This is a genomic window from Rothia sp. ND6WE1A, from assembly GCF_001683935.1.
Classification (GTDB): Bacteria; Actinomycetota; Actinomycetes; order Actinomycetales; family Micrococcaceae; genus Rothia; species Rothia amarae.
On sequence record NZ_LXTU01000002.1, the window covers coordinates 59771 to 80300 of the forward strand.

The following is a 20530-nucleotide window of genomic DNA, read 5'->3' on the forward strand; positions in this document are numbered from 1 at the left end:
ACCGATGGTGAAGCGGGCTCACGAACTTGACGTTCAAGTTCGTGAGCTCGTTTTTCACCGTAAACAGTAAGGATATATATTGCCATTTATTAATACAGAATTACGCCAGCCTAAGAAGCTGAAAAACGGTACCCTGCGCGTCGTTCCCTTGGGCGGCTTGGGCGAAGTGGGTCGTAACATGACCGTTTACGAAATCAACGGCAAATTGCTGGTGGTTGACTGCGGCGTGCTCTTCCCCGAAGAATCCCAGCCCGGTGTGGACTTGATTCTGCCCGATTTGCACTACATTGAGAACCGCCTGCAAGACATCGTGGCAGTTGTTCTGACCCACGGACACGAAGACCACATTGGTGCGGTTCCCTATCTGCTCAAACGCCGCCCCGATATCCCTTTGGTAGGCTCCCAGCTCACCTTGGCTTTGGTTGAAGCAAAACTTGCTGAGCACCGGATTAAGCCTTTCACCTTGACCGTGAAAGAGGGCATGGTTGAGTCCTTCGGTCCCTTCGAATGTGAATTTGTAGCGGTAAACCACTCGATTCCCGATGCCTTAGCTGTATTTATCCGCACCACTGCAGGCAACGTACTGCATACCGGTGACTTCAAGATGGATCAGCTACCCCTGGACGGTCGTATCACCGACCTGCGTCACTTTGCACGCCTAGGCGAAGAAGGCGTGGACCTCTTCCTGCCTGACTCCACCAACGCTGAAGTTCCCGGATTTACACCCACCGAAAAGAACATCGGCAAAGTGCTTTCTAATGTCTTCCGCGATGCAAACCAGCGCATCATCGTGGCGTCGTTCTCCTCGCACGTCCACCGTGTGCAGCAGGTATTGGACGCCGCTCACGAGCGCGGGCGCAAGGTAGTTCTCGTCGGTCGTTCGATGGTTCGAAACATGACCATCGCTGAAAAATTGGGTTACCTCAACGTCCCCGATAACACCCTGGTTGATTTGAAAAAGATTGACAACTATCGCCCCGAAGAGCTGGTTCTGATGTGCACCGGTTCGCAGGGCGAGCCGATGGCCGCCCTTTCTCGTATGGCTAATGGCGACCACAAGGTGCAGGTAGAACCCGGCGATACCATCGTTCTGGCATCATCTCTGATTCCCGGTAACGAAACCTCAGTGTTCCGTGTCATCAACGGTCTACTTGCTTTGGGCGCAGAGGTAATCCACAAGGGTAACGCTAAGGTGCACGTTTCCGGCCACGCTGCTGCAGGCGAGTTGCTGTACTGCTATAACATCCTCAAGCCCAAGAACGTGATGCCCGTGCACGGCGAAGTTCGTCACCTCATTGCCAACGGTGAGCTCGCTCAAGAAACAGGCATTCCTGAAGAGAATATTATCTTGGGAACCGGTGGCACGGTCGTTGACCTGTACGAGGGCAAAGCAGAAATCGTAGGTCAGGTACGTTGCGATTACGTTTACGTGGACGGACGCTCAGTAGGCCAAGTTTCTGAAGACGACTTGAAAGACCGCCTGGTTCTGAGCGAAGAAGGCTTCATCTCCGTGGTGACTGTAGTGGATCGTCAGACGAAGCGCGTTGTCTCCGGTCCCGATATTCACGCCCGCGGCGTTGCTGAAAACGACTCGGTCTTTGAAGATATTGCTCCCAAGATTGTGACCGCGCTGGAGGATGCACTGCATCAAGGTCCCTCTAAGACCCATACCAATCATCAACTACAGCAAATTGTTCGCCGTACGATTGGTTCATGGGTTGCACGCCGACTGCGCCGCAAGCCTATGATTATCCCGGTAGTGATTGATACCCCTACCAAAAACCGGGATTAATCCTGTAAGTTAAACGTAAAGTTGAAACTTATTTTCTAAAGATTGAAGCGGAAAGCTTTCAAGGTTAACTTGAAGGCTTTCCGCTCTCGCTAACTAATGTTTAGGACGTATGGCACCGAGAACCTCATCTGGTCGGTCTTCCCAGGCTGGAAAGAAAAAGACACGTTCCTCTAGCACCCGAGCAAAGGGCGGCTCAAACCGCGCTCGCTCTGGTGCTCAGTCTGCATCTGAGTCACCTAACTGGTTGCTACGGAGCATCTTGGCAGTGTGGACTTCCCTGGCACACACGGTCGGCGCCGCCGTCCGTCGTATGGGAACTCTGCGCACTGATATGCACCCTGACGAGCGGCGCGATGGGGGAGCATTACTGATTCTCACCATCGGGTTGATAACTGCCGGAGTGGAATGGTGGGCATGGCGCACCATCGATACGTACTCTTGGATTGAATGGCCCCTTCACGCTTGGCATGTGATGGTGGGCGGTCTCTTTGGCTTTGGAACTCTGCTCATTCCAATTTTCTGCATGGTGTTCGCCTGGAGAATCTTCCGCCATCCTGTGGAGGTTCACGCTAACAACCGCATAGCCCTGGGCATGTTGCTCATGGTAATAGCCACCTCCATGCTCGGTGCCAAGCTGGCAGGTTATCCCACCCTCGCTCAAGGATTTGAAGGCGTGTGGTCTGGTGGCGGAATTATTGGACTAATTCTCTCAGCCCCTGCCATGCGTTTAGTGGGCGGTATTAGTTTCTTTGAGTGGCTTCTCATCGGGCTTGTTTTCTTGATCGGTCTGCTCATTGCTACCAAAACTCCTCTTCGCCAAGTTGTTCCCAAAATCGTTCATTTGATGGGGGTCATGTTGGGGGAGGCGCCCGCGCGTCCTGAACCAGCTACTACCCAATTAGACGCCAAAGAGCATGACCGCAGCTATCTCTACGAGCACGAACCCGCTCCTGCTAGCCCTCCTCGGAAGGGGCTCTTGGCATGGCTGGGCTTTGGAACTGGGCATGAAAATGATCGGCGTCTGGATCGCTATGACGGTGATGAAGCGTTTGATACCGCCCTGCTTTCTGACGATTACGAATATGTTGATCCACCCACCCAGCCCCAGAAGAAGACAGTTTCTTCAAAGCGTGCCCAGAAACGCCAGACGAAGGCGTTTGATGTCATGGCACAGGAAGAAGAACCTGTTTCTGCTAAGGCACAAAGCGAGCTTTTTGATGTTAGCCAGTATGCCGATTCAGATGCTCCAGCTCAGCGCCTTGCCCAGGCACAGCAGGCAGCGGTAAATCACGGACGGGTCGAACCAGAAGATTCTCGTCCCAGAGAAACAGAATCGAATCGAGATCAAGAGCCTTCTGGCTCAGCTAACGCTTCGGCATCGGTAGCAGCAGGTCAGTCTCAGGCAACAACGTCCCGTGCAATGGCTCCCCAGCGACCGGCAGCATCGAGTCCAGCCCCGGCGCCCTCAAATACGCCACAGGCTGCCCCTGTTTCGGCTAGCCGATCGGTACAGAACAACACGATCTCAGCACCGGTGGAGACACCACGGCCGGCACAGGTAGTCGAATCCTCTTCGGGTAACTATGAACTTCCCGAGGAATCCTTGCTGATTGCTGGCCCACCTGCCAAAGAGTCATCCGAGGTCAATGAGCAAGTCGTTGAGTCATTAACTAACGTGCTCCAGCAGTTCAACGTGGACGCCGAGGTTACCGGATTCTCCCGTGGCCCCACCGTCACCCGCTACGAAATTGAGTTGGGTGCCGGCACGAAAGTTGAGCGAGTTACTGCGCTTTCTAAAAATATTGCATATGCTGTGGCATCTGCTGACGTGCGCATCCTTTCGCCTATTCCCGGTAAATCCGCTATTGGTATTGAGATTCCAAATACCGACCGCGAGACCGTAGCGTTGGGCGACGTCCTGCGCTCTCCACAAGCTCATCAGGTGCACCATCCCATGATTATGGGCGTGGGCAAAGATGTCGAAGGTGGATTTGTTCTCGCCAACTTGGCAAAGATGCCCCATATGCTGGTTGCCGGTGCAACGGGTGCAGGTAAATCGTCGTTCGTGAACTCGATGATTACCTCTATTCTGATGCGCTCTACTCCCGATCAGGTTCGCCTAGTGATGGTTGATCCGAAGCGCGTGGAACTGACCGCTTACGAAGGTATCCCTCACCTTATTACTCCCATTATCACCAGCCCGAAAAAGGCTGCTGAAGCTTTGCAATGGGTAGTACGAGAAATGGATGCCCGCTACGACGACCTGGCTCATTACGGATATAAGCACATTGATGATTTCAATAAAGCGGTCAAGGCGGGCAAGATTCAACCCGAGCCGGGCTCTCAGCGAACCATCAAGGAATATCCCTACCTTTTGGTGATTGTGGACGAGCTTGCGGACCTCATGTTGGTTGCCCCGCGCGACGTCGAAGAGTCCATCGTGCGTATCACCCAGCTGGCTCGTGCTGCGGGTATCCACCTGGTGCTGGCTACCCAGCGCCCGTCGGTCGACGTCGTCACCGGTTTGATTAAGGCGAACGTACCTTCGCGTCTGGCTTTTGCGACTTCATCGGTTACCGATTCCCGTGTGGTTCTCGACCAACCCGGTGCAGAAAAGCTCATCGGACAGGGTGACGCGCTCTTTTTGCCGATGGGTGCATCTAAGCCTATTCGAGTGCAGGGTGCGTGGGTCGGTGAATCTGAGATTCATGACATCGTGGAGCACGTCAAAACCCAGATGCCGGTACGCTATCGTGACGATGTCATCCAGGCAGCTCCGAAGAAGCAGATTGATGATGATATTGGAGATGACCTCGATGTTCTCTTGCAGGCAGCTGAACTCGTAGTGACTACCCAATTTGGCTCAACTTCCATGTTGCAGCGCAAGCTACGCGTCGGTTTCGCTAAAGCAGGCCGTCTGATGGATTTGCTGGAATCACGCGAAATCGTTGGACCGTCAGAAGGGTCGAAAGCACGCGATGTGCTGGTAGCTCCCGATGATCTTCCGGTAGTTTTGGCGAAACTACGGGGCGAAGATCCACCCGAGCCCGAACCGGCTACAGTTCCCGCTGAGAGCGGTTTGGGCGAGCACTATGGAACCGATGCCGTGGCTAGTTCCCTCGGCGAACCAGCCCCCGACTATTTTGACTCAGCTGATGAACCAGGCGACGAAGACGCCTGGAATCTCACCGGCAGATAATCCAGAAAGAGAGATCGTCATGAGCGAAACCCAACAGGCTTCCAACTGGAACCTGCCCAATGTACTAACTACTTTGCGCATCATTATGGTTCCGCTATTTGTGTGGCTCATGGCGGGGGGCGGCACCTTTGGGGAGGATTCGCTGAGCGCACGCTGGTGGGCACTGGCGGTGTTTATTCTGGCGATGATTACTGACTGGCTGGATGGCTCCATCGCTCGTTCGCGCAACTTGATTACCAGCTTTGGCAAAATCGCAGACCCTATTGCCGATAAGTTGCTTACCGGTGCAGCATTTGTCATGCTTTCCATTCTTGGCGAGCTGTGGTGGTGGGTCACCATCGTGATTTTGGTGCGCGAGTGGGGGATTACCATCATGCGTTTCTTCGTGATTCGCTATGGCGTGATGGCTGCAGGCAAAGGTGGCAAGCTTAAGACCGTTTTGCAGACCGTTGCGCTGGTACTCTTAGCTGCTCCTTTGGGGCAGCTGGGTACCTGGGCTCTCATTCCCGGTTATATCGTGATGGCGGCTGTGGTTGTTATTACCGTGGTGACGGGTCTCGACTACGTGAAGAAAGCAATCGAACTCCGCCGTGACTATCTAGCAAAGAACCCCTCCTAATATGATGGCCGAATTGGAAGAGCTTGCTCGAGAGGTTATTGAAGCTGCAACTGCGAGAGGGGTTCACCTTGCCACTGCTGAATCTTTGACCGGGGGCATGCTGGGTAATTTTCTCTGTACAGTACCTGGTGCCTCCGCTACTTATTACGGCGGCGTCATTTCTTATGCCAATGAGGTCAAGCAAACGGTGCTTGGTGTTGAAGAAGAGTTGCTTGCAGAACAAGGTTCGGTGGACCCTCTGGTAGCGGAGCAGATGGCGCAGGGCGCCGCTAGAGTATGCGGTGCAGAATTTGCTATTTCGACGACGGGCGTGGCTGGGCCAGCACCGCATGACGGTAAACCCGTGGGCAGGGTCTATTTAGGTATTCTTACTCCCGAAGGTTCCCGAAGCGTGGAGCAACAATATTCGGGTGATCGCCGAGAGATTCGACTTCAAGCTGCAGAAGATGCTCTTCATCTACTACTGGGCGCACTGATATCTTCCAGCCCAGCGTCCCCCTAAGGCCTTCTCTCAGGAAATACCCAGAGAATTTTTTGAATTTAGGGGAATGAAAACACAGGTACGTGCTGTTGTATTAAATGCAAGGCTTCAGTGAATAGAAAAGATTTCTGAAGAATAAAATAATCTTGCTTATTATCTGAAATCAGTTAGGCTATTAGAAGCGCTCAGGCATCTGAGCATGAATACCAGGAGTTAGGTATAAAAATGACTAAGCAACCCGTATCCGTAAACGGTGTCGTCCGTTGGAAGGATGTGGGTCAGTCCGCAAATACTGCACCCACCTCGCGCGAGCCCAAGGTAATCCTGTTGCGTCACGCTATTGGTGAAGTGCTTCGTGATGTTCGTCAGCGTCAGAATCGTACGTTGCGCGAAGTCTCTCATTCGGCTCGAGTCTCATTGGGCTATCTCAGTGAAGTGGAACGCGGTCAGAAAGAAGCTTCTTCTGAACTGCTCGCTTCTATCTGTCAGGCACTGGAGATTCCTCTCTCTCAGATGCTTGCAGAGGTTTCAGAGCGTATGGCTGTTGAAGAAGGCTTCAATGTTCCCGATACGGTTCCCGCTGAGTTCTCTGAACAGTTCAAGCGTGAATACGGTGTTTCCGCTACTTCTTCCAAGGATATTCCTTCAGGCGAGCCTACTTTGAGCCCCACTCGATAATTATGGGGATGTTTGAAGGTGGTTCTCGCCGCCTCAATCTTCTAGACTGCACGTTCATGAATCATGGGCGTGCAGTTTTTATGACAAAGCATGGTTGAGAAGTACCTAAAAGGGAAGGGTTGCTGTGAAACTCAGTGAATTTTGGTCTCTGATGGATTATGAATTTACACCCTCATATTCGAGAGTACTGGCACGAGACCTCGTGCTTCCCGAATTCAATAACGTTACTGTTCAAGAAGCGCTTAACCGCGGAGAAGACGTGCGGGCGGTATGGCTTGCTGTATGCACCATGCAGGAGATACCACCGGAGCGTAGGTGGGGTCCAGATATTCCCCCAAAGTCTTAGATTGGTTATTTTGTTCTAATTAAGTTCGAATACTAGAAAATATGTTCGAAAACCGGTAAAGTTTTCCACAGATAGAAAAAAGTTCAATTTTTAGGTCGGATTTATCCACAGATTTCGAAAAAGGCCTTAAATTGTCAGTCGTTGCGCTTACTGTGGTGTCAGAAGCAAAACTTCCATCACAGAAACCAAGTGAGGTTATACATAATGGCAGCTAAATCCCGCACAACCCAGCAGGTCAGCCGAGTTTCAGAAGAGGGGCGCGAAAAAGCTCTTGAAGCCGTCATGGCTCAAATCGATAAGAATTATGGCAAGGGCGCAGTCATGCGTCTGGGCGATAAAGAAGCCGTGAAAGTTGAAACTATCTCCACTGGCGCACTGTCTCTGGATGCCGCATTGGGAATTGGGGGGTTGCCTCGTGGTCGCGTCGTAGAAATTTATGGTCCTGAATCTTCAGGTAAGACCACTGTAGCTTTGCACGCCGTTGCTAGCGTTCAGAAAGAAGGCGGTATTGCTGCCTTTATCGACGCCGAGCACGCGCTCGATCCTATTTACGCTGCTAAGTTGGGCGTTGATACAGACGCATTGTTGGTGTCTCAGCCTGATACCGGTGAGCAAGCTTTGGAAATCATGGACATGTTGGTGGGTTCAGGCTCTGTTGACATCATCGTGGTTGACTCAGTTGCAGCTTTGGTTCCTCGCGCAGAAATTGAAGGCGAAATGGGCGATTCCCACGTGGGCCTCCAGGCACGATTGATGTCGCAGGCTTTGCGTAAGATCACCGGCCGTTTGGCGCAGACCGGTACCACCGCCATCTTCATTAACCAGTTGCGTGAAAAAATTGGTGTTTTCTTCGGTTCTCCCGAAACCACTACCGGTGGTAAAGCCTTGAAGTTCTACGCGTCGGTTCGTATTGATATCCGTCGTATCGAAACTTTGAAAGATGGTGCTAACCCCATCGGTAACCGCACCCGTGCCAAGATTGTGAAGAACAAGATGGCTCCGCCCTTCAAGCAGGCTGAATTCGATATTCTCTATGGCGAAGGTATTTCCATTGAGGGCGGCATTATTGACATGGGCGTTGAAAACAACATCGTCAAGAAGTCCGGTGCTTGGTTTACCTATGAAGGCGATCAGCTGGGTCAAGGTAAAGAAAATGTCCGTCGTTTCTTGAAGGATAATCCTGAGCTTGCCGAGGAAATCAAGTACAAAACTCTGGTGAAGCTTGGCATTATTGAGTCTGATGAAGAAGAAGAGAGCGCTGACGTCGCGGATGAGTTCTCTGAGGATATTGATCCATTGGATGCAGTGAGCGAGAACTTCTAAAGTAACGCTTGAGGGTATGGTTTTGCCCGAATAAGTTGAATAAAGCTTCTCAACGGTGAGGCAGGGGAGCGCCCCTGCCTCACCGTTTTGAATGCGCTGGATTTTAAGAAAGTGGGGGAGGAAAGTATGGCTGAAACGAATGACTTTCCTGCATGGCACCCTGCCGCCCTCGGCGAACACGAAGATTTACCGGGGCGAGGAAATACCTCAGGAGCACCGAGCGACTCGGTAGGAACTCCCTATACGGGGAAAGCAACCCCATCTGCAGCGCCTTCAGAGAAAGAAAACTCTCAGAAGAAACTCCTAACGGCTTATTCCGCTTCTCAGAAACTCTCGGGAGCTCGACCCCGCAAGAGGTATAGGGAGGGGCATAAGAAAGGTTTTAGGAAACCGAAGACTAATCCCAAATCGCCGTTTGCTCCGGCATTTGGGGCGGAACCTCCAGAGAAGATTCCACAGAAGAAACGCACCTCATCAAGCGTTCAATTTCGTGCAGATAGCCGGCTAGCCGAAACCGAATCCCCTCTAATTCAAGGAAACACCAGCAGGGGGCAACGACGGGGGCGCAGCAGAGAACCCGAATCCGAATTTACGCAGGCGAAAAACATCGTTCTTAATCAGCTAGCGGCGTCAGCAAAATCGCGGGCGCAACTGGAAAAGAAACTTAGAGATAAAGAAATCAGCGAGGACACCGCTCAAGATGTTTTAGACCGTTTTGAAGCTGTCAAACTGATTAACGATGAAGAATTCGCTCACATGTATGTGCGGACGCGAGCGAACGTCAAGAAACTTTCTAAGACGGCAATTCGCCGGGAACTCCGCGAAAAAGGTGTTAACGGTGAATTAGCTGAGGTCGCTCTGGAACAACGAACCGAGGAAGACGAGCGAGCCGACGCTCATGAGCTGGTCCGTAAGAAAATGCGCCCGTCCATGGATTTTTCTGACCGTAAAGAAAAAGACAAGATTATGCGCCGGTTGGTCAGCATGTTGGCACGTAAGGGATACCCCTCTTCTATGGCATTTAGCGTAGTCAAAGAAGAAATTGACCGCTTCATCGAAGATAATGGTATCGAATCAGCTGATACAGATGATTATTTTTTCTAAGGACCATTGCAATGACTCTTTTGCCAGAACATGAGCTGCAAGCGCGCCGTCTGATTGCTCAAGGGCTGGCGGGTTCGAATGCAAGACCTGCGTTGAAGAATCCTGTGTACGTAATTCGCCACCTGCTGGCTCTTCAGGGGCAAACATATAAAGCGGGTATCCGCGCTATCGCACTGCGCGTTGAAAACGGTGAGGCGTCAGGGCAGGATATCGAGGCTACAGATGCTCTGGTACATGAAGCAGTAGCAAATCATGAGATTGTGCGTGCTTGGCCCATGCGGGGTACTTTACATTTTCTCGATGCCCAAGATGCTCGCTGGCTAATGCACCTGTGTTCCCCGCGCATCGAAGCCGCAGCAGCTAAGCGTCGGCATGGTCTCGGATTTGTTGAAGGAGATTTCGAACGAGCTCGTGAAGCGCTTTATGCGCATCTGCTGAATTTGAAGACGGGTGAAGTATTAGAACGCCGGGACGCCTATCGAGTTTTTGAAGACGCCGGAGTGAGTACCGCTGATGGGCGCGGTCCTCATCTTCTCAGAGCCTTCGGTGGACTAGGCGATGTGGTGCAGGGGAGCCTCGCCGGGTACCGGGAGACTTTTCAACACATCGATCGTTTACGCGTTAATCAGCGACATCTCCCTGCAGGACAGGCTCTCGCAGAACTGGGAACGCGTTATGTCAATGGACACGGCCCCGTGACGGTCAGCGACTTGGCGTGGTGGTCAGGCTTGACCAAACGGGAGTCCACCACCGCCCTGAAGTCAGCGGAGAACTGCGTCCCTATGGTCATAGGGGATGTCGAATATTTTGCGCCCTCCTGGCAGCTGAATATTACTGCAGAAGAACTAGAGCAGGCGCTAGAAAGAACTTTTTATTTACCCGCATTTGACGAATATTTGCTGGGGTATAGCGACAAATCTTTTACTATGGCATCTGAAATCCGTCACGAGGTTCTCACCATGAACGGGATAAGTTGGAACTTTACGGTGAAAAACGGAACCGTTATAGGTCGAACGGCGTAGTAAGAGCTGTTACTGTTTGCGGTACCGAGATGTTTTGCCCCTGTTCAGCTAAGACACACTGAACGGTGAGGATGGTTGCCCCTAAAAGCGGGTCGGTGAGCATTTGAGAACCAGGATAGCCAAAAGCTCTTTCATACAACGTGCGAGCGCTATCAAGCCACCAGGTGGACGACACAAAACGCGAGTAACGGCCAGAATCGTCGGCAGATGGAAACCCTAAGAGCATTTCTGCCAGCGGTAGATATCGGTGGTGGATAGCAGAACCTTCGGCGTCGATTCCCCGACTACCCATGTTGGAGCCGGAGGGGTTCTCTAAATCTGTGATGAGAATGTTATGCGGTGAGAAATCTCCCGACGATAGAATCGTAAGCTCAGAACGAGGTGGAAAAACTATGCTTTTTAACTGCTGTTGCAGCTGATCCAGCTCGATTGGTGTGAGAGATTCACCGACCCTGCCGGGGATTTTCCGCTGCTCGACGAGCTTAATCAACCCTTTCAAGGCCATCTGCGGGGATGCAATCATACCGGGGGTCGACGCCGCCGGATCAGCTTGAGCGAGACGATGGGCAAAATCAAATATGGCACCTTTTGTTTGCGAGGAATTTTGCTGAGCGAACGGCGTCCAAAAATCAATCCAGGAGGAAAGAGCTGCCTGAGCCTGAGCGGAATCGAGAAAGTAGTCAGCGAGGGAACGCCCCGGTACATATTCAATACCTAAGACCCGCTGGGAGTCCTCGGCAAAAAGTAGTCGCGAAAAAGAACCTGGCACCGTGTCATTGAGGCATATCAAGCCGTGCTTTTCACGTAAATACCCAAAACCACCGGAATTAACAGCAGAGTCTTTTCGCCGAAAATATTTGAGAATCGCAGACTGCCTCTCGAAATCTCCCCTGACCACCACGGAGCGCATTCCAGCGGAGAGAATCTCTATATTTTCTAATGCACCTGCCTCCAAGCGCGTAGCTCCCAAAGTGACCATCATTTGAAGAAGCGCACGAAATTTAGGAGTCGTCACCGGCGAATCACCGGGTTGAAGCTCATAGAGTGCGCAGGATTTCTCGCAAAGTGAGGAAAAACCATCGGTGAGTGACTCGTGGACCATAGAGCCATTATCGCCTATCTAGTAACCTTGAACGGTGACTTTGAATCTTTCTGAATCAACCAATCCTGAATCCGCCGAAAAAATCCGTACCTATGAGGTGCGCACTTTCGGTTGTCAGATGAACGTGCACGACTCCGAACGCATGAGTGGGTTGCTCGAATCCAGTGGCTATGTGCCGGTGCAAGAGGGGGAAACTCCCGATCTGGTGGTTTTCAATACCTGCGCCGTACGTGAGAATGCCGACAACAAACTGTATGGCAACCTTGGCATGCTTGCTCCTGCAAAGCGTGAAAATGAGGACATGCAGATTGCCGTGGGTGGTTGTCTAGCGCAGAAAGACCAGGACACTATTCTCAAGCGTGCGCCGTGGGTCGACGTCGTGTTTGGCACCCACAATATTGGCTCTCTACCTACTCTGCTGGAACGCGCTCGCCATAATCACGAGGCGCAGGCCGAATTGCTGGAGTCTTTGGAAGTCTTTCCCTCTACTTTGCCGACTAAGCGTGATCACGTCTATTCGGGCTGGGTTTCCATTTCTGTAGGTTGCAATAACACCTGCACTTTCTGTATCGTTCCTTCGCTGCGAGGCAAAGAAAAAGACCGTCGCCCCGGCGATATTTTGGCTGAAGTTCAGGCTTTGGTGGACGACGGCGCGGTGGAAGTAACGCTGCTTGGTCAGAACGTGAATTCCTATGGTGTGGAGTTCGGGGACCGACAGGCGTTCTCTAAGTTGTTGCGGGCTTGCGGAAATATTGAGGGGCTTGAACGAGTTCGTTTTACCTCCCCCCACCCGGCGATGTTTACCGATGACGTCATTGACGCTATGGCAGAGACCCCTAACGTGATGCCTGTGCTTCATATGCCCCTTCAATCTGGCTCAGATAAGGTGCTTAAAGATATGAAGCGCTCCTATCGGTCCAAGAAGTTCCTGGGTATTTTGGAACGAGTACGCGCCAAGATGCCAGAGGCTGCCATCACCACGGATATCATCGTTGGGTTCCCTGGTGAAACCGAAGAAGATTTCCAGGAAACTATGCGCGTGGTGGAAGAATCCCGTTTCTCTTCCGCGTTCACTTTCCAGTATTCGATTCGCCCCGGCACTCCCGCTGCTACCATGGAAAACCAGGTTCCCAAGGACGTCGTACAAGAACGCTACGAACGACTGACCGCTTTGCAGGATCGCATCGCGGGTGAAGAGAACAAGAAGCAGCTGGGTAAGACGGTGGAACTGATGGTTACCGCAGAGAAGGGTCGTAAGGCTGATGAAACTCACCGTCTGGCAGGCCGCACCCCAGATATGCGTCTGGTGCATTTTTCGGTTCCTGAAGGCGCCGAGATTCCCCGACCCGGTGACTTTGTGACCGTGCCTGTCACTGAGGCAGGCTCCTTCCACCTGATTTCTGATCCCACCGCAGAACAGTATTCGGTGCGCCGTTCCCGTGCTGGTGATGCTTGGGATCGTTCACAAGCAGATTCCTGTGGAACCGGAACCACCCAGGTTTCTGGTGGCGCCGTCAACCTGGGCTTCCCCACCTTCCGCCAATAATGTCCAGCGAATTTTCTTCGAGTCAATTTCCCGTGGTGTCAATCGTGGGCCCAACGGCCAGCGGTAAATCAGATTTGGCGGTCGAAATCGCACGGGAGTTGGATGGGGAGTGTATTAATGCTGATTCCATGCAGTTTTACCGGGGCATGGATATTGGAACCGCAAAAATATCTGCCGAGGAGATGAAGGGCGTGCCCCATCATTTTCTGGATATTTTGGACGTGCGAGAAGAAGCTTCTGTCGCGGTTTTTCAACAGCGGTGCAGAGAACTGATGGCAGATATTCAAGGTCGGGGAAAGCTACCGATTTTGGTGGGTGGCTCTGGTCTCTATGTGCGGGCTGCGCTGGATCACTTAGAATTTCCCGAGACAGACCCTGCGGTCCGTAAAGCATTAGAGCAAGAACTGGAGCAAAAAGGCAGGGGTGTACTTCATGATCGTCTGCAGGAGATTGACCCGGAATCAGCGGCGCGGGTAAAAGATGATCGCCGCCTCATTCGTGCTTTGGAAGTGTGGGAGGTGACCGGTCGGACTTTCACTTCCTTTATGCCCCAGCGTCAGTACGTTCAGCCGGCTGTGCAAATCGGTCTCAACGGTGACCGGGCTGAGCTTCATCAGCGTATTCACCGCAGAGTGGAGATGATGGCGCAGCAAGGGCTGCTTCACGAGGTCGAAAAGCTAGAAGCCCAGGGTCTGCGCGAGGGAAAGACTGCCTCTAGGGCAATAGGCTATCGCGAATTCTTACGGGTTCTTGAAAGCCAGCGCTCGCAAGAGGATATATACACGGTGGAAGACGCCATCGAAGACACGGCAGTGGCAACCCGTCAGTTCGCCCGTCGTCAAATTACATGGTTCAATGCAGATCCTAGAGTGAATTGGTTGGACTGGAATGACAGCCAAAAGACGTCTAAAGCCTTAGAAATCATCCGTTCTCAGACATACGCGCGAAAGAACGAAACCCCGTAGAATACTAAAAAAGACAGCGCTATCGAAAGGACTATCCGTGGGAACACACCAGAAAAAGTGGGGAGATCTCACTAGCGTACCTCTGACGAAGGGGCACGGTACCGGTAACGATTTTATTTTTGTTACCGATCCTGAGGGCGTTCTCAATATAGATGCGGATGTGGTGGCGCAGGTATGCGATCGCCATTTCGGAATCGGTGCCGATGGTTTGATTCGCGCCACGATGGCTACAACTTTTGACGCCGATGCACCTTCTGAGCAGTGGTTTATGGACTATCGCAATTCGGATGGTTCAATCTCTGAGATGTGTGGAAACGGGGTACGAGCATTCGTTGAGTATCTGCGGACGGAGAACCTGATTTCCCTGGAAGTCGGTGAACGAATCCAGATTGGTACCCGAGCCGGTGTCAAGTCGGTTGGTCGAACTGATTCGGGCTACGCCATCGACATGGGTCCCTGGGGATTTATCGACGGCGACGCCGCTCGTGATACTGGTGCCGACTGCATGGTGAGCGCGCGCGGACTGAAAACCAACCGTCCCGGTGTTTCCATCAGCATGGGTAATCCTCATACTGTTGTTGCGCTGGGTTCTGACGGCAAACTTGAGGGCCTCGGCTTGGACGTTGCTCCCACCGTATCTCCGATTCCGCCTAACGGCACTAACGTCGAGTTTGTTGTTCCCGAAGAAATTGAGGACACCGAAGCGGAAACCGGTCAGGCGAATGTTGGTGCCATTAGAATGCGTGTTCACGAACGTGGAGTGGGCGAAACCCTTTCCTGCGGAACCGGGGCGTGTGCTGCTGCTGCAGCGACTCGGTTCTGGGGTGGAGAAGACGCCCCCGACGAGTGGTTGGTTCATGTCCCAGGCGGCACATTGGCGATTACTTTTGTGCTCGGTCCTGATGAACTTGAGCATGTGGTGCTAGCTGGTCCTGCAGAAATGACCGGCAAAATAACACTCTAATTTTCAGCGGGGAAGAGCACCAAAAAATAGCTCTTTCCCGTTGTTCCTCTCTAAGCGCTCCTTACGACTTCGAGGATGCGGAATCCTTTGGCAGTAGCGTAGCGGGAGACCTCAAACGTGCCTGCGTCCACCGAATCTAGCTCCTTAGCAATCCATTTTTGCAGAGAGTCTGCCCCCAAGTTCTTCTGTACCACCAGATAAGCACACCCCTGGGGTGCAAGGCGGGGGAGCCACGTCCGTAAAATATCGTGGAGCACATCTTTGCCCACACGGATGGGTGGGTTCGACCAAATAGTGTCAAATTGAAGATCTCCAGGCACGTCTGAAGGCGCGAATACCTCAATATTGCTCAACCCTAGCCGCTCAGCATTCATTCTCGTTAGTTCAGCAGATCGTTGGTTGACTTCAACTCCGATGACTCTCGCCAGAGGGAGTTTCTTTGCCAAGGTAAGTGAAATAGGACCCCAGCCGGTACCAATATCGAGGACGGTAGAACCGGAAGGCTCAGGAGCTTCCGCCAACAAAATGGCGGTACCTTTATCAATGCCCGCAGGGCTAAAAATCCCCGAGGCAGTCACCACAGAAACACGCTCTCCGGCAAGCTCCACACTCACCTGTTTTGGCGTGAAATCTCCCTGGGGATCAGAAGAAAAATAATGCTCAACAGACATAAAAAATACTTTACGGGAAAGTATCTTCTCATCTGAAACTTTGTCCCCTCGCTGTGAGAAAACACGCGACCCAAAACCACCGCTTAGAGACTAAAATGGAAAGAACACCTGACGAAAGGAACTATGAGCAACCACGATTCGTTATCCAAAACCACCAACGTTCCCAGTGACGAACTGCTGCGTGAAACCGTTGACCGCGTTTTGGGTCGCTCACCACAAAATTTTCAGGAAAGCTCGGTGCTCGATGAACGCGCACGCGAACTATCCTCCAACCAGCAAGAACATTCCTCGTTCGATGGCGATCAGGAAGAACTGGAAGAACGTCGGGCTCTTCGCCGAGTAGCTGGTCTATCTACTGAACTCGAAGACGTCACCGAAGTTGAGTACCGTCAGCTTCGTCTAGAACGCGTTGTTCTGGCAGGGCTTTGGACCGAAGGTACCGTTACCGACGCCGAGAACTCCCTGCGTGAGCTCGCTGCGCTCGCTGAAACTGCAGGTTCGGAAGTACTTGACGGCATCGTTCAGCGGCGCATGAAACCGGATCCGGGCACATTCCTGGGCTCGGGCAAAGCACTGGAGTTGAGAGATATCGTTCAGAGCACCGGTGCCGATACAGTCATCGTTGACTCAGAACTTGCCCCCTCTCAGCGTCGTGCCCTAGAAGATATTGTGAAGGTCAAAGTTATTGACCGTACCGCGCTGATTTTAGATATTTTTGCTCAGCATGCTAAATCTCGTGAAGGTAAAGCCCAGGTTGAGCTGGCTCAGCTAGAGTACATGCTGCCTCGCTTGCGCGGCTGGGGTGCTTCTCTGTCCCGTCAGGCTGGCGGTCGTGCAGCAGGTGGCGAAGGTATCGGCTCCCGTGGCCCCGGTGAAACAAAGATTGAAATGGACCGCCGTCGTCTGCGTGCTCGCATGGCAAAATTGCGCCGTGAGATTGCCGCGATGGAACCTGCCCGTGAAACCAAGCGTCTTAACCGGCGCCGTAACCGTGTGCCCTCAGTTGCTATTGCTGGATACACCAACGCCGGTAAATCTTCCCTTTTGAACCGCCTGACGGACGCCGGGGTACTGGTTGAGAACGCCTTGTTTGCCACTTTGGATCCTACTGTCCGCAAGGCAGAGACCCCCGATGGAGTGGGCTATACGCTCTCCGATACCGTGGGTTTCGTTCGCTCTCTTCCTACGCAATTGGTGGAAGCTTTCCGCTCTACTCTGGAAGAGGTAGCGGAGTCAGACGTCATTGTTCACGTGGTCGATGCATCTCACCCTGACCCTGAGGGGCAGATTAAAGCTGTTCGTGAGGTTATGGCAGAGGTCGATGCCCAGGATATTCCTGAAATCATCGCGCTCAATAAGGCTGATGCTGCTGATCCATTTGTGATTGAACGAGTACGCCAGCGAGAATCCAACACTGTTGTAGTCTCGGCGCGTACTGGCGAGGGCATAGAAGAGCTTAAGCAGCTCATTGCAGATACTATTCCGCGTCCCTCTATCGAACTCAATATGCTGATCCCCTATGCACACGGTGAGATTGTTTCCCGCTTGCACGAATGGGACGCTGAGATTCTTCAGACTGCTTTCGTCTCCGATGGTACGTTCGTCCGTGCTCTCGTGCGAGAGGAAGTTGCCTCTGAACTGCAGGAATACAATCTAGAGGAAGACCTTCTAGAGGTTCTGCAACCCGAGATTGAAGCAGCACAGCAGGCTGGAGTGGTGGAGACTCATCGCGCATGAGCGAATCTGAATCCTTGGCAAACCAGAGAGAAGGCGACGTGCGCGCGCCCACCGGGTTAGAGCCAGAAACTCTGCCCGGGGCGCAGCCTGTGCTCGAACTCTTGGATAGTGCTGTGGCATCCAGCGGCGGGCAAAACCGCCCGGGACAGCGTACTATGGCAGCCCATGTTGCGCAGGCTTTAGAGATGGATCGGCACTTGCTGGTGCAAGCAGGAACGGGCACCGGTAAATCCTTAGGATATTTGGTGCCTGCGCTTCATTATGCGCAAACGAGCGATAAACCCATCATCGTGGCAACTGCAACGCTCGCGCTGCAATCACAAATTGTTAACCGTGATATTCCTCGACTCTTAGAGTCAGTGGAGGGGCAACCGGAAAGCGAAACAGAAGTTGCTATTCTCAAGGGGCGTAATAATTATGCCTGCTTGCACAAGGTAGAAGGTGGATATCCCGAAGATGAGGGAGAAACCCTTTTTGACATGGATACTTCCACGGGTTCTACGGGAAAACTCGGCGAAGAAATTTTACGTTTGCGGAAATGGGTGGACACTACAGATACCGGTGACCGCGACGAGTTGATGCCCGGTGTATCGGATCGCGCATGGCGGCAGGTTTCTGTCTCTTCTGCAGAATGCTTAGGTAAGCGGTGTCCTTTGGTGGAGTCATGCTTTAGCGAGTTAGCTCGTGCCCGGGCATCTGAATCCGACATTGTGATTACCAATCATGCCTTACTAGCCATTAACGCTTTTGAAGGCATCGGCGTTTTGCCCGAGCACGAAGTCGTGATTATTGATGAGGCCCATGAGCTTGCTGATCGGGTGACCGGCGCGGTGACAGGTGCACTCTCTCCACTGATGATTTCTTCAGCGGCGAGGTCTATTCGCAAGCATACCAAGGCTAGCCATGAACCTCTTGAACAAGCCGGACGGGCATTGGACCAGGCTCTCGATGGTGTGCCTGCCGAATTGCTGCCCAAGGGGTTACCGCCGCGAGTTGCATCAGCACTACAGGCAGTACGAGATTCTGCTCGCGCGGCCCTTTCTGACACCAAGTCAGATTCTAAAGATACGGACGCTGGCAGACAGATGGCACGCGCCAAAGTCACTGAGGTGCTAGAACTTGCCGAACGAATGCTGGGTGTCAATGATGAACACGAGGTGGTATGGGTATCCCGCCAGGGGTCCTGGGAACCAGGACGGGGATACATAGCTGCCGATGATTCTGATCCTGCGACCTTGAATGTAGCACCGCTTTCAGTAGCGGGGCGCTTACGCGAAGGATTATTTGACGGTAGAACTGTGGTTCTTACCTCGGCAACTCTCACCGTGGGTGAGTCATTCGATGCTGCTGCAGGCGCCCTCGGGTTGCAGGGGCAGGGCGCACCGCGCTGGGAAGGTATCGATGTGGGGTCTCCCTTTGATTACCCCAAACAGGGAGTTCTATATCTAGCCTCCGACTTGCCCAAACCTGGGCGTGGTATTTCCGAAGAACAGCTCCAGCGAGTAGTGGAGTTAGTAGAAGCATCCCGCGGCGGCGCGCTCGGTTTATTTTCGTCCAAACGAGCAGCCGAATTAGCTGCAGAGTACGTGCGCGAACATACCGATTTGAATATTTTGGTGCAGGGGGAGTCCTCTCTGCGCGCTTTGGTGAAAGAATTTTCAGAGGATGTTAATTCCTGTCTCTTTGGCACCATGAGCCTCTGGCAAGGCGTTGATGTACCCGGTGATTCGTGTCGACTAGTGATGATGGATCGCATTCCGTTTCCTCGGCCCGACGATCCGCTGTCTGCCGCACGCACCCGTGCCGTTGCACAGAATGGCGGAAACGGTTTTATGGCTGTTTCTGCTTATCATGCGGCTATCCGCATGGCTCAGGGGGCCGGACGATTGATTCGTTCGGTGGGGGACCGCGGCGTCGTCGCTGTTCTGGATTCACGCATAGCAACCCAACGCTACGGTTCGTATATTGTGCGAGCGCTACCGCCGTTTTGGACGACGCAACGTACTGAAATTGTCATCGGTGCTTTGGAACGATTAGCAGCATCGGTGAATAAAGAATAGTCTCTGGAATGAACGGGGAAGTCCGTTGATTTAACCTCAAAGCGGGGCGCGAATACTCAATTCGCGCCCCGCTGTGTGCGGTTGAAAAATATATTAGAGGCTTCTGAGAACCGAAACTACCTTGCCCATGATTGTTGCTTGATCTCCAAGAATGGGCTCATATTGAGTGTTCTGTGGCAACAACCAGGTATGCCCATCTCGCTGGCGAAACGTCTTTACCGTTGCCTCATCGTCCAAGAGCGCAGCCACGATGTCGCCATTGTTGGCGGTATTTTGGGTGCGGACTACTACCCAGTCACCATCGCAGATCGCGGCATCTACCATTGAATCTCCCTTGACGCGCAACATGAAGAGTTCTCCATTACCTACAATTTGGCGGGGGAGAGTCATGACATCTTCAATGGACTGCTCGGCAGTGATGGGGCCACCAGCGGCGATTCGACCTACCAAAGGAACGGTCGCTGTCTCGGCAGATGACTGGTCAAACTGAGGTAATTGAATGAGCTGAGCGAACGATTCAGTGGGAGCAGTTTTTCCTTCGGTAGCTTCCTCGTTAAGAATTTCAAGAGCGCGAGGTCGTTTGGGATCACGTCTGATGTACCCCAACTCTTCCAGACGGTTGAGCTGGTGCGTCACCGAGGACAGCGAAGCCAGCCCGACGATGTCTCCGATTTCTCGCATAGAAGGAGGGTATCCGCGCGTTTCGATTTCCTCCGAGATAGCCGTGAGGATTTTCTGTTGACGCGCAGTGAGCGGACGGCGCGCTGCGGGGCTTGCGCTCGGGTCAGCGTGGTTCTTGATGTCGCTCACAGTGTTTCTCCTTGATGCTTATCTTGTCAGACCCCCTCAGCAGAATATGTAGAGAACTTGCATGTTCGAGAAAGAGGGTGTGCTTTCCCTCAACTTTAATGCAAATCCCAT

17 protein-coding genes are annotated in these 20530 nt (G+C 52.6%); 14 read left to right on the plus strand and 3 right to left on the minus strand.

What is annotated here, in order from left to right; genetic code table 11:
- Positions 1 to 79 precede the first annotated feature (79 nt).
- The 9 genes from A7E48_RS00465 (at position 80) to A7E48_RS00500 (ending at position 10564) form a co-directional block, all read left to right on the plus strand.
- Positions 80 to 1792 (plus strand): ribonuclease J, encoded by a 1713-nt coding sequence (locus A7E48_RS00465; RefSeq protein WP_068167979.1) that lies wholly within the window; start codon positions 80 to 82, stop codon positions 1790 to 1792.
- A 109-nt stretch (positions 1793 to 1901) separates the two neighbouring features.
- Positions 1902 to 4991: a DNA translocase FtsK gene (locus A7E48_RS00470; protein ID WP_068167982.1), complete on the plus strand. Its 3090-nt coding sequence runs from the start codon at positions 1902 to 1904 to the stop codon at positions 4989 to 4991.
- A 19-nt stretch (positions 4992 to 5010) separates the two neighbouring features.
- Positions 5011 to 5610, plus strand: a complete 600-nt coding sequence (gene pgsA, locus A7E48_RS00475; protein ID WP_068167985.1) for a CDP-diacylglycerol--glycerol-3-phosphate 3-phosphatidyltransferase — start codon at positions 5011 to 5013, stop codon at positions 5608 to 5610.
- Between the two features lies 1 nt (position 5611).
- Entirely contained in the window at positions 5612 to 6112 is a 501-nt protein-coding gene (locus tag A7E48_RS00480; RefSeq protein WP_141669313.1) for a CinA family protein, read from the plus strand.
- Between the two features lie 204 nt (positions 6113 to 6316).
- Entirely contained in the window at positions 6317 to 6769 is a 453-nt protein-coding gene (locus A7E48_RS00485; protein ID WP_068167989.1) for a helix-turn-helix domain-containing protein, read from the plus strand.
- 124 nt (positions 6770 to 6893) lie between these two features.
- Positions 6894 to 7115: a DUF3046 domain-containing protein gene (locus tag A7E48_RS10650; RefSeq protein WP_083147079.1), complete on the plus strand. Its 222-nt coding sequence runs from the start codon at positions 6894 to 6896 to the stop codon at positions 7113 to 7115.
- A 204-nt stretch (positions 7116 to 7319) separates the two neighbouring features.
- On the plus strand, positions 7320 to 8438 hold the full coding sequence (recA, locus tag A7E48_RS00490; RefSeq protein WP_068167991.1) for a recombinase RecA: 1119 nt from the start codon (positions 7320 to 7322) through the stop codon (positions 8436 to 8438).
- 126 nt (positions 8439 to 8564) lie between these two features.
- Complete coding sequence (locus A7E48_RS10655) at positions 8565 to 9542, plus strand: regulatory protein RecX (RefSeq protein ID WP_083147080.1); 978 nt, start codon at positions 8565 to 8567, stop codon at positions 9540 to 9542.
- A gap of 11 nt (positions 9543 to 9553) precedes the next feature.
- Positions 9554 to 10564 (plus strand): winged helix DNA-binding domain-containing protein, encoded by a 1011-nt coding sequence (locus A7E48_RS00500; protein ID WP_068167995.1) that lies wholly within the window; start codon positions 9554 to 9556, stop codon positions 10562 to 10564.
- Here A7E48_RS00500 and A7E48_RS00505 read toward each other — a convergent pair.
- Complete coding sequence (locus A7E48_RS00505) at positions 10545 to 11666, minus strand: phosphotransferase (RefSeq protein ID WP_068167998.1); 1122 nt, start codon at positions 11664 to 11666, stop codon at positions 10545 to 10547. The genes A7E48_RS00500 and A7E48_RS00505 overlap by 20 nt on opposite strands.
- Positions 11667 to 11700: 34 nt before the next feature.
- Between A7E48_RS00505 and miaB the strand changes: the two genes are divergently transcribed.
- The 3 genes from miaB to dapF are packed head-to-tail and all read left to right on the plus strand — an operon-like array spanning position 11701 to position 15141.
- The gene (gene miaB / locus A7E48_RS00510) at positions 11701 to 13212 is read left to right on the plus strand and encodes a tRNA (N6-isopentenyl adenosine(37)-C2)-methylthiotransferase MiaB (protein WP_068168003.1); all 1512 of its coding nucleotides are present in this window, start codon (positions 11701 to 11703) and stop codon (positions 13210 to 13212) included.
- Positions 13212 to 14177 (plus strand): tRNA (adenosine(37)-N6)-dimethylallyltransferase MiaA, encoded by a 966-nt coding sequence (miaA, locus tag A7E48_RS00515; RefSeq protein ID WP_068168006.1) that lies wholly within the window; start codon positions 13212 to 13214, stop codon positions 14175 to 14177. The genes miaB and miaA overlap by 1 nt, the downstream gene beginning before the upstream one ends.
- 37 nt (positions 14178 to 14214) lie before the next feature.
- Positions 14215 to 15141 (plus strand): diaminopimelate epimerase, encoded by a 927-nt coding sequence (gene dapF / locus A7E48_RS00520; RefSeq protein ID WP_068168009.1) that lies wholly within the window; start codon positions 14215 to 14217, stop codon positions 15139 to 15141.
- A 50-nt stretch (positions 15142 to 15191) separates the two neighbouring features.
- Here dapF and A7E48_RS00525 read toward each other — a convergent pair whose 3' ends face one another.
- A complete protein-coding gene (locus A7E48_RS00525) occupies positions 15192 to 15812 on the minus strand; it encodes a class I SAM-dependent methyltransferase (protein ID WP_068168013.1) in 621 nt (206 codons plus the stop codon).
- 123 nt (positions 15813 to 15935) lie between these two features.
- Here A7E48_RS00525 and hflX point away from each other — a divergent pair, with 123 nt between their 5' ends.
- A complete protein-coding gene (gene hflX, locus A7E48_RS00530; protein ID WP_068168016.1) occupies positions 15936 to 17549 on the plus strand; it encodes a GTPase HflX in 1614 nt (537 codons plus the stop codon).
- On the plus strand, positions 17546 to 19609 hold the full coding sequence (locus A7E48_RS00535; protein WP_068168019.1) for an ATP-dependent DNA helicase: 2064 nt from the start codon (positions 17546 to 17548) through the stop codon (positions 19607 to 19609). The genes hflX and A7E48_RS00535 overlap by 4 nt, the downstream gene beginning before the upstream one ends.
- Positions 19610 to 19702: 93 nt before the next feature.
- Here the strand turns inward: A7E48_RS00535 and lexA are convergent, their stop codons facing one another.
- The gene (gene lexA, locus A7E48_RS00540; protein ID WP_068168024.1) at positions 19703 to 20419 is read right to left on the minus strand and encodes a transcriptional repressor LexA; all 717 of its coding nucleotides are present in this window, start codon (positions 20417 to 20419) and stop codon (positions 19703 to 19705) included.
- Between the last annotated feature and the right edge of the window lie 111 nt (positions 20420 to 20530).

Coding starts and splice junctions, on each gene's coding strand:
- A7E48_RS00470 (WP_068167982.1), top strand. CDS start 1,902: ATGGCACCGAGAACCTCATCTGGTCGGTCTTCCCAGGCTGGAAAGAAA.
- pgsA (WP_068167985.1), top strand. CDS start 5,011: ATGAGCGAAACCCAACAGGCTTCCAACTGGAACCTGCCCAATGTACTA.
- A7E48_RS00480 (WP_141669313.1), top strand. CDS start 5,612: ATGATGGCCGAATTGGAAGAGCTTGCTCGAGAGGTTATTGAAGCTGCA.
- A7E48_RS00485 (WP_068167989.1), top strand. CDS start 6,317: ATGACTAAGCAACCCGTATCCGTAAACGGTGTCGTCCGTTGGAAGGAT.
- recA (WP_068167991.1), top strand. CDS start 7,320: ATGGCAGCTAAATCCCGCACAACCCAGCAGGTCAGCCGAGTTTCAGAA.
- A7E48_RS10655 (WP_083147080.1), top strand. CDS start 8,565: ATGGCTGAAACGAATGACTTTCCTGCATGGCACCCTGCCGCCCTCGGC.
- A7E48_RS00500 (WP_068167995.1), top strand. CDS start 9,554: ATGACTCTTTTGCCAGAACATGAGCTGCAAGCGCGCCGTCTGATTGCT.
- A7E48_RS00505 (WP_068167998.1), bottom strand. CDS start 11,666: ATGGTCCACGAGTCACTCACCGATGGTTTTTCCTCACTTTGCGAGAAA.
- miaA (WP_068168006.1), top strand. CDS start 13,212: ATGTCCAGCGAATTTTCTTCGAGTCAATTTCCCGTGGTGTCAATCGTG.
- A7E48_RS00525 (WP_068168013.1), bottom strand. CDS start 15,812: ATGTCTGTTGAGCATTATTTTTCTTCTGATCCCCAGGGAGATTTCACG.
- hflX (WP_068168016.1), top strand. CDS start 15,936: ATGAGCAACCACGATTCGTTATCCAAAACCACCAACGTTCCCAGTGAC.
- A7E48_RS00535 (WP_068168019.1), top strand. CDS start 17,546: ATGAGCGAATCTGAATCCTTGGCAAACCAGAGAGAAGGCGACGTGCGC.